At 71.6% G+C, this 8335-nt stretch carries 8 protein-coding genes and 1 pseudogene; 3 read left to right on the top strand and 6 right to left on the bottom strand.

The window, feature by feature from the left end; translation table 11 throughout:
• The first annotated feature begins 180 nt into the window (after positions 1-180).
• A complete protein-coding gene (locus ACZ4A5_RS14880) occupies positions 181-783 on the top strand; it encodes a flavodoxin family protein (RefSeq protein ID WP_467582676.1) in 603 nt (200 codons plus the stop codon).
• Positions 784-819: 36 nt separating this feature from the next.
• Positions 820-1704 carry an SDR family oxidoreductase gene (locus ACZ4A5_RS14875; protein ID WP_467582674.1) on the top strand — a complete coding sequence of 295 codons (885 nt, stop codon included), beginning with the start codon at positions 820-822 and terminating at the stop codon, positions 1702-1704.
• 46 nt (positions 1705-1750) lie between these two features.
• Here ACZ4A5_RS14875 and ACZ4A5_RS14870 read toward each other — a convergent pair whose 3' ends face one another.
• On the bottom strand, positions 1751-2392 hold the full coding sequence (locus ACZ4A5_RS14870) for a carbonic anhydrase (RefSeq protein WP_467582672.1): 642 nt from the start codon (positions 2390-2392) through the stop codon (positions 1751-1753).
• Positions 2393-2675: 283 nt separating this feature from the next.
• Here ACZ4A5_RS14870 and ACZ4A5_RS14865 point away from each other — a divergent pair.
• A pseudogene (locus ACZ4A5_RS14865) lies at positions 2676-2798 on the top strand (hemerythrin domain-containing protein); the annotation flags it as partial.
• A gap of 312 nt (positions 2799-3110) precedes the next feature.
• Here the strand turns inward: ACZ4A5_RS14865 and ACZ4A5_RS14860 are convergent.
• The 5 genes from ACZ4A5_RS14860 to ACZ4A5_RS14840 are packed head-to-tail and all read right to left on the bottom strand — an operon-like array spanning position 3111 to position 8048.
• Complete coding sequence (locus ACZ4A5_RS14860; protein WP_467582671.1) at positions 3111-4532, bottom strand: MFS transporter; 1422 nt, start codon at positions 4530-4532, stop codon at positions 3111-3113.
• Complete coding sequence (locus ACZ4A5_RS14855; RefSeq protein WP_467582669.1) at positions 4529-5824, bottom strand: hypothetical protein; 1296 nt, start codon at positions 5822-5824, stop codon at positions 4529-4531. Before ACZ4A5_RS14855 ends, ACZ4A5_RS14860 begins: the two co-directional genes overlap by 4 nt.
• 25 nt (positions 5825-5849) lie before the next feature.
• The gene (locus ACZ4A5_RS14850) at positions 5850-6653 is read right to left on the bottom strand and encodes a creatininase family protein (protein WP_467582668.1); all 804 of its coding nucleotides are present in this window, start codon (positions 6651-6653) and stop codon (positions 5850-5852) included.
• Positions 6650-7522 (bottom strand): beta/alpha barrel domain-containing protein, encoded by an 873-nt coding sequence (locus ACZ4A5_RS14845; protein WP_467582666.1) that lies wholly within the window; start codon positions 7520-7522, stop codon positions 6650-6652. Before ACZ4A5_RS14845 ends, ACZ4A5_RS14850 begins: the two co-directional genes overlap by 4 nt.
• A gap of 10 nt (positions 7523-7532) precedes the next feature.
• Positions 7533-8048 (bottom strand): hypothetical protein, encoded by a 516-nt coding sequence (locus ACZ4A5_RS14840; RefSeq protein WP_467582665.1) that lies wholly within the window; start codon positions 8046-8048, stop codon positions 7533-7535.
• Positions 8049-8335: the final 287 nt, after the last annotated feature.

Genomic DNA, 8335 nt, shown 5'->3' with positions numbered 1-8335 from the left:
GCAACGAGAGGAAGGAAAACCAGAGTTGTGCAAAGCCATAACCACAACACCACACCCTCCACACCGGCGTCCGACGCGCCCTTTTCCGCCCCTTCCCCCCGGGGGGGCCCCCCCCCCCCCCCCCCCCCCCCCCACCGGGGCACGCTGGAGCCCTGAATCCGAACCCACGGGAGGACGAGCGTGAACCGCGCCCTTGCCCTCGTGTGCACGCTCACCCCCTCGCCGGGCCCGTCGAGCAGCCATCTGCTGGCCCAGCAGGTGATGGATGAGCTGGAGAGCCTGGGAGTGCCCGGGGAGATCGTCAGGGTTGCCGACCACGATGTGAAGACCGGCGTGGCGGTCGATATGGGCGGCGGTGACGCGTGGCCCGCGCTGCGGGAGAAGGTGCTGGCGGCGGACATCCTGCTGCTGGCGACCCCGATCTGGCTCGGCCACCCCTCCAGCCTCGCCCAGCGCGTCCTGGAGCGGCTCAACGCCGACATCTCCGAGACCGACGACGCGGGCCGGCAGCTTCCGTACGGGAAGGTCGGCCTGGTCGCGGTCGTCGGCAACGAGGACGGAGCCCACCACGTCAGCGCCGAACTCTTCCAGGGGCTGAACGATCTCGGTTTCACCCTTGCCCCGGGGGCGGCGACCTACTGGGTCGGCGAAGCCCAGCAGGGTACGGACTATCAGGACTTGGACGAGACCCCCGAAGCCGTCGCGAAGACCACCCGCTCCCTCGCCCTGAACGCCGCCCACCTCGCGAAGGTCCTCAAGGAAACGCCCTACCCCCCGCGCTGAACAACCCCTGGACCCCGCCCCGGAGGCATCACGATCATGAGCGACAACGCGTTCCCCGACCCGGTGACCCGGCACCCCCGCCCCGATCTGCCCGACCAGGAACAGACACACCCGGGATGGACCGGCCCGATGGACCCGCCCCCGGACCACGGGGAGGACTCCTACCAGGGCCACGACGTGCTGAAGGACCGTATCGCCGTCATCACCGGAGGAGACTCGGGTATCGGACGGGCCGTCGCCCTCGCCTACGCCCGTGAGGGCGCCGACATCGTCTTCACCCACCTCGCCGGGGAGGAGGGGGAAGCCGGACGGACCTCGGAGCTGGTGACGGAGGCGGGCCGCCGGGCCGTGGCGGTGGAGTGCGACATCCGCGACGAGAGCGCCTGCCGGGCCCTGGTGGACCGGGCGGTGCGGGAGTCGGGCCGCATCGACATCCTCGTCAACAACGCCGCTTATCAGATGTCCCAGCCCGACGGCATCTCGGCGATTTCGACGGAGCAGTTCGACCGGGTGATGCGCACCAACCTCTACGGCATGTTCTGGCTGTCGAAGATGAGCCTGCCCCATATCCCGAAGGGGGGCAGCATCATCAACACCACCTCCGTCCAGGCGTACAAACCCAGTCCGCACCTGCTGGACTACGCGATGACCAAGGGCGCGATCGTCAATTTCACCCAGGGCCTGGCACAGATGCTCGCCGAGGACGGCATCCGGGTCAACGCCGTCGCCCCCGGCCCCGTGTGGACTCCGCTGATCCCCGCGACGATGCCCGACACCACCGAGTTCGGCAAACAGTCCCCCCTCGGCCGCCCGGCGCAGCCCGCCGAGATGGCCCCCGCCTACGTCTTCCTCGCCTCCCCCCAGGCCACATACATCACCGGAGAGATCATCAACGCCACCGGCGGCACTCCCCTGCCCTGAACCGACCGAGTTCTCGACGGTCCGGGACAAGCGGCGTATCCGGCCGTCAGGTCGCGGCCGGAGCTGCCGCGTCGAGTCCGTGGGCCGCGACCAGTCGGGCGCTGCCGTCGGCCAGGCGGTAGCACAGACCCACGACGGCGGTCTGTCCGGCAGCGACCTTCTCGGCGAGGATCCGGGAGCGGTCCAGCAGCAGCTCGACGGTGTGCTTGACGTGCTCGGCGAGGACCTCCTGCGGCTCGGTGCGTCCGGCCGCCCGGGCCGCCAGCACGCTGGGGGTCACCCGCTCGACGACATCGCGGACGTAGCCGGCCGGTGCCATGCCGTCCTCCAGCGCGGCGCATGCCGCACCGACCGCGCCGCAGGAGTCATGGCCGAGCACCACCACCAGCGGGCAGTCCAGTATGTCGGCCCCGTACTCGATGCTCCCGAGCACCTCCGAGCCCACCACGTGCCCGGCGGTGCGTACGACGAACAAGTCGCCCAGGCCACGGTCGAAGATGATCTCGGCAGCCAGCCGGGAATCGGAGCACCCGAACAGCACGGCGAAGGGCTGCTGTCCCGGCGCGATCTCGGCACGGCGGACAGCGTCCTGGTTCGGGTGCTCAGGGGCACCCGCGACGAAGCGCCGGTTGCCGGCCAGCAGCAGCTCGAAGGCGTCGGAGGGCGTCGGGGGCTGGATCTCGGTCATAGGGACAGCCTACGAGCCGGTACCTGCCGGCGTACCGCCTGGTCCTGCCCCGGCGTCCAGTCGACCGGCCGCCCGCTGCGGGCGACAGCCTCCCTCTCCCCGAGCGGGCTGGACGACGACTTCGCACCGACCGCCCTGGTTCAGGCCCTGTTGGGCGCCGCCCGACAGGGGAGGCGGAGCAGTTGCACCGGTTGCCGATCGCGATCCGGGGCACTCGGTGAGGCGTCCCGCGACAGTGGTCAAGGCCGGTCGCGGGGCGGGAACGGATGCCCGACGCGGCGGGTCGGCACCGACCCGGCCGCCCCCCTCCGCCCCCGACACCCCGCCCGCCAACAAGCTGCTGGCCCCCGGCACCGGCATGGTCGACCGCGTACGCGACTTCGTCGCCGGCCGCGGCACGTCCTGATCCCGTGCCGCCCGGGCGGTGCGCCCGCATCCGACAGGCGAGCGAGTAACTGAACTGACAGGGCACGTCTTTCCGGGACACCGGCGAAGACCACGCGGTTCTCGCTGACGCACCGCCTGGAGCCCCCCGGCCTCCGGGGGGGGGCACGCAGGCCCTCGGGGAAACGGCGCCGACAGGAGGTCTCCCACCAGCGGCAGTCAAGGCGGATTGCCCGCCGCGATGACAACCCCCTCCGGAGACCCGTTGCCACCGGTGCACCAGTGCTTGCCCCGGTTCCCGAAGCAGCAGTCCGCAACGGCGGATACCGCTCCCTCACGCGCGCGTTCGGCGCCTCGGCATGGCCAGGAAGATCGTGACGAGAGTGAGAGCGGCCGCGAGCCAGGTGATGGTGTGGAACGCGTCGGAGAGCACCTGGGCCGTCTCCGGGGAGTCGCCCGCCGTCAGGGGGGTCGACGACGTGCCCGCGGGCAGGAGCAGGCGGTAGGTCACCGTGGTGACCGTGCCGAAGACGGCGATGCCCAGACCGGCCCCGACCTCGTAGGAGACGGATTCGATCCCGGCCGCCGCGCCCGCCTGTTCGGAGGGCGCGGTGACCATGATGAGGTTCGAGGCGACCGTCTGGACCAGGCCCTGGCCGAGACCGATCAGCACCAGGCCCAGCGGGAGCAGCGTGCCGGAGGCGACCAGGGCGTACCCCATCGCGGCGAGCAGCAGGCCCGCGGGCACACCGGCGCGCGGTCCCGTGCGGGAGGCGATCGGCCCGCCCACCAGCCCCGCCACCACGGCGGCCACGGGCATCGGCAGCAGGTGCAGCGCGGCGTCCGCGGCCGAGAATCCCTTGGCGAACTGGAGGTACTGCACCAGTTGCAGCTCGAACCCGACCATCACCAGCACCGGCAGCACCGAGGCCACCACCCCCGCGCGCAGCAGGGGCAGCCGGAAGAGGGAGAGGTCCAGCATCGGGTGCTTCGCCCGCTGCTGCCGCCGTACGAACAGGACCAGCGCGGTGACGCCCAGCGCACCCGGCAGCAGCACTTCCGCCGGTCCGACGCCGTCGTGGGTGACGGCGATGATGGCGTAGGCGGTACCCAGCAGCCCCACGACGGAGAGGACGGGCGACGTGGCCTCCCAGGGCTGTCGCTCGGCCTCCGCCTCGTTGCGCAGGAGCAGGGCCACGGCGGGCATGGCCACCGCCACCACCGGCAGGTTGACCAGGAACGTCGAGCCCCACCAGAAGTGATGGAGCAGGAAGCCGCCCGCCACCGGCCCCAGCGCCGACGCGCCCGCCGCGACCGCGCTCCACGCCCCGATGGCCACCGCGTGGTCATGGCCGCTGTCGAAGGTCTGCCGGATGAGCGCCAGCGTGGCCGGGATGATCATCGCCGAGCCGACCGCCAGCACGGCCCGGGAGCCGACCAGGGCCAGGGGCCCCGACGCGGTCGCGCACAGCGCCGAGGCCGCGCCGAACACCGCCAGCCCGGCCAGCAGCAGCCGTTTGTGTCCGATGCGGTCGCCCAACGGCCCGGTGACCAGCACCAGTCCCACCATCAGGAGCGAGTACACGTCCACGATCCACAGCAGTTCGGTCGGGGACGCGTGCAACTCGTCGGCCAGGGTGGGCACGGCGATGGTGAGGATGGTGACATCGACGGCGGCGGGCAGGAAGCACAGCAGCACCACGGCCAGCACCAGCCAGCGTCGTGCCGTCGCGACGGCGGGCAGCGTGCTGGTCACAGGTCGGGGCCCAGGGCCGCTCTGGCCTCGGCTATCAGATCGTGCAGGTCTGCCAGACTCGGTGCGAAGAACATGCAGCTCAGTCTTCCAGTGTGCAGATCGGTGAGCTCGGTCGGGACCACCCCTCGGTCCGCGTGCCGGGGCGAGGCCACGAGGTGCCCGAGCAGTCGCAGCACCTCCTCCAGCTTCAGTCCGTCCGGGAGCCCGTAGAAATCGTAGTTACCGATCGCGTGGGTGGTGAGGTAGCCGGGGCCGATGAGCTGGTCGCCGAACTCGTGGACGTGGGTCGAGCCGGTGCGGCGGGCGTTGAGGTCGTGCATGTGGACGATGCCATCGCGGGCGATCGCGTCGATACCGAAGTGCCCTCGGTAGCCGCGCCGTTGCATCTCCTCGGCCAGCCGGTGCCCGCCCTCGGTCAGCGGCCCGTACCACCACTCGTCCTTGAGCTCCCGCGCGGTGACGTTGCCGCGCAGGTGGGTCTCTCCCTCGAAGAGCATGTCGGTCGTGTAGCAGAGGTGGGGCCGGCCGTTCTCGGGCACCATGTACTCCACCGACGGGAACGCGATGTCCCCCTCGACGAACTCCTCGACCACCACCGCGTCCTCGCCGTAGAACGGGCTCGCGGCCAGGCGTTCGTCGATGTCGTCGGCGCCGGGCCGGAAGATCAGCAGGCCGATGCTCGCCTCGCCCCGGTCCGCCTTGACGATGCAGGGCCTTCCCGTCGCGAGCATTTTCCGCACCGCCGCCGGGATCTCCTCGCTCCCGGCGCAGTGCACACCGTCCGGGACGCGGCAGGGCCCGTCGGCCATGCCGAGGTCGGCGGCCAGATCGCGCAGGCCGGTCTTGGTGTCGAACCGGTCGCGCAGCTCCTGCCGCGGTGTGCTCTCCGGGAGTTCGACCTCGATGCCGTGTCCGGTGCGCAGGGCCTCGGCGAACCGCCACAGGTCGGCGGTGGTGGTGTGCGGGATCAGCCGGATTCTGCGCCCCGGCCCCGCGTAGGCGGCCACGGCGGCCATCAGCTCGGGGTCGGCGAGCGCGTCGGCGAACAGCGAGCCGGTCCTCCCGGCCGGGCTGAGGTTCACCACGCCGTCGAGCTCCAGGAACTCCCGCTGCCAGTCCAGGTCGGCGATCGGCTCGTAGGTGATGATCATTTTGGCCAGCGGTCCCCAGAACAGCGCCTGGTCCTGCTGGGCGTAGCACTCCGACAGCAGCTCGTCGACGCCGTCGGCGCGTACGGCGAAGTCCCGCAGGGTGTCGACGGCGTTGCTCACGCAGACGGTGGGTACGGTCATGGCGCCTCCTCTCTTCTCGGTCCTCTCACAGCGGTCCGCCGTCGTTGTTCTCCCGGTCCTCCCGCAGCAGCCCGCGGCCCTTGGACACCAGGTCGACCGCGGCGTGGACCACGTGCCAGAACAGTTCCTCGCCCAGCTCGGCGCTCGCGCCCGAAGTGCTGGACAGGACGCCCCGGTTGGTCGTGCTCTCCACGTCGACGGGGTGCAGATAGATGCCCGGGCGGGGTGGTTCGGTGTGGTCGGGCCGCTCGGCCGAGACCAGATCCGGGCGCAGGTAGAGCATCAGGCTGGTCTCGGTGAGCCCCGCGTGCTCGGCGTGCCACCCCGGGAAGTACGGCACCCGCGCGGCGAGCCAGTCCGTGTCGACCAGGCTCCACCAGCTCAGCGCGATGAACTCCTTGCCCGCGGCCACCGGGCGCCGGCTCACCTCGTCGAGGGCCTCGAAGAGGAAGGGCTCGTTCTCGAAGTGCCCGTTCATGACCAGCAACCGGTGCCAGGGCAGGGCGCACAGCGACTGCAGCGTGTCCACCAGGAAGTCCAGCAGCGACTGGCCTCGCACATGGACCGTGCCGGGGAAGGCCAGTCCCCCGCCGCTCTGCGGCAGCGACCGCGCCGCGATGGGCTGCACCGGCAGGGTCAGCGCGGTGAGCTCGTAGGCGATCTGCCGGGCGAACGCCTCGGCCAGCACGGTGTCCACGGAGAGCGGCAGGTGCGGGCCGTGCTGCTCGGTGGCGCCGACCGGCCACACCACGGTCCGGCCGTCCGTCGCCGCCAGGATGTCGGCGCTGCTCAGGTCGCTCAGCTGCGGCCCTGCCGAGCGGGGGGTCACGACCGCACCTCTTCGGCCCGGCGCGCCTGCGCCCCGGGGCCCGACGGCCCGTCGGTCTCGGCCACGATCCGGGCGAGTGTGGCGTACATGTCGGTGTGCAGCGCGCTGTAGACCTGCGCCACCACCGCGCCGAGCCGGAGGTAGTCGTGCACGTCCCGGCCCGACTGCACGCCGCCGGTGGCCAGGACGGGGAGCGGGAAGTCCGCTCGGCGCAGGTGCCACAGCGCGGCCAGCACGAGCGGCTTGATGCCGGGTCCGGAGTAGCCGAAGACACCGCCGAGTTCGAGCTCGCCGGTCTCCGGGTCCACCACGGCGGCGGGCAGGGTGTCGCTGACGGTGACCGCGTCCGCTCCCGCCCGGGCGGCCGCGAACGCCCGGGCGTTCAGTCCCTCGCCGCCGGCCAGCTTGACCGCGAACGGCAGGCGGGTCGCCGCGCGAACGGCCTCGGTGTAGGAGCTCACACGTTCGGCGGAGTCGTCGAGGCCGGCTTCCTCGTTGAGGCAGGAGATGCCCAGCTCCAGCGCCCGGCAGCCCGTCGCCTCCACCTGGGCGGCCAGTTCGGCCAGTTCCGCCGGAGTGTCGGCGTGCACCGACGCGATGACCGGCAGCCCGTCCAAGGCCAGGCTGCGCAGGATGCCCAGCCAGTGGTCGACGGACCGCTTGGAGTAGGTGGTGCTGTTGATCATTCCGGTGGGCAGCCGGAGGATCCGCTCGTCCAGGCCGGTGGGCGGGCTGGGGTGGATGGTCTTGGTGACCACCGCGCCCGCGCCGGTGTCCAGCAGCCTGCGGATGTTCCGCTCCTGGTCGGTGAGCAGGCCGGAGCCGACCACGACCGGATTGGCCAGGTCCAGCCCGAGCACGTGAGTCACGGCCGCCACCTCAGACCGTGGTCCGGGTCCGGGCCAGCGCGCCGAGAATGCTGTCGATCAGCCGCGACGGGTCCAGGGCGACCTCCTCGGCGGAGAGGAAGGTGGCGGCGGCGACCTCGGAGAGCCCCTTCAGCAGGTGGCTGGCCGACTCGGCGAAGGGCTGGTCGGTGATGCCGACGATGGGACGGCCCAGCGCGCTGGCCCAGCCCAGCTCGATGTGCGTGCCGTCCGTGCGCAGCAGGGTGCCGTTGTGCACCGGCAGCACCGGCACGAACACGTCGCACTCGCGCATCCACCCGTAGTCGCGCACGGAGACCTGCTCGGGGGTGAACGAGGCGGTGTCGGCGCCGAAGCGCTCGGCCACGTGCGCGGAGAGCACGGTGCCGCCGGCCCGCCGTACCCGGTCGATGGTCTGGCGCACGCTGTCGCGGATCGGTGCCGCCATGCCGCCGGGCACCAGAGCGTGCTGGATCGGGCCGCCGACGAACACGGTGACGCCGCTGAGGGCGTCCGGGAGGGCACTCATGGCCTTTTGGTATCCCTTCGATAGAGCCTGCCGACGACCGCGCTCGACGACTGGGGAACCAGACGGTGTTCGGTCATCGGAAAGGGAGGACACGGGCAGCGCGATGACAGTGCGGCTGCGCCGGGTGACAGGGAATCGCGGTGGAATCCGCATACGAAACGCAGGGCCGCGACGGTATCGCCAGGGGCCGGGTGCATGCTCGTCGCGCACTCCGATTCGCCCCTGGAAGGCGAATGGGAAGCATGACCCTAGCCCGGCGGCATTCCACGCCGCAAGGGGAGAACGGC

It is taken from the genome of Streptomyces sp. NPDC025618, assembly GCF_055558795.1.
Note: the sequence above shows the minus strand (reverse complement) of the source record. Positions and strands in the feature narration are given on the sequence as shown.

What these genes read in the sequence shown, in the direction of transcription:
- ACZ4A5_RS14855 (WP_467582669.1), bottom strand. Translation starts at nt 5,824, where the DNA reads ATGACCGTACCCACCGTCTGCGTGAGCAACGCCGTCGACACCCTGCGG.
- ACZ4A5_RS14875 (WP_467582674.1), top strand. Translation starts at nt 820, where the DNA reads ATGAGCGACAACGCGTTCCCCGACCCGGTGACCCGGCACCCCCGCCCC.
- ACZ4A5_RS14870 (WP_467582672.1), bottom strand. Translation starts at nt 2,392, where the DNA reads ATGACCGAGATCCAGCCCCCGACGCCCTCCGACGCCTTCGAGCTGCTG.
- ACZ4A5_RS14840 (WP_467582665.1), bottom strand. Translation starts at nt 8,048, where the DNA reads ATGAGTGCCCTCCCGGACGCCCTCAGCGGCGTCACCGTGTTCGTCGGC.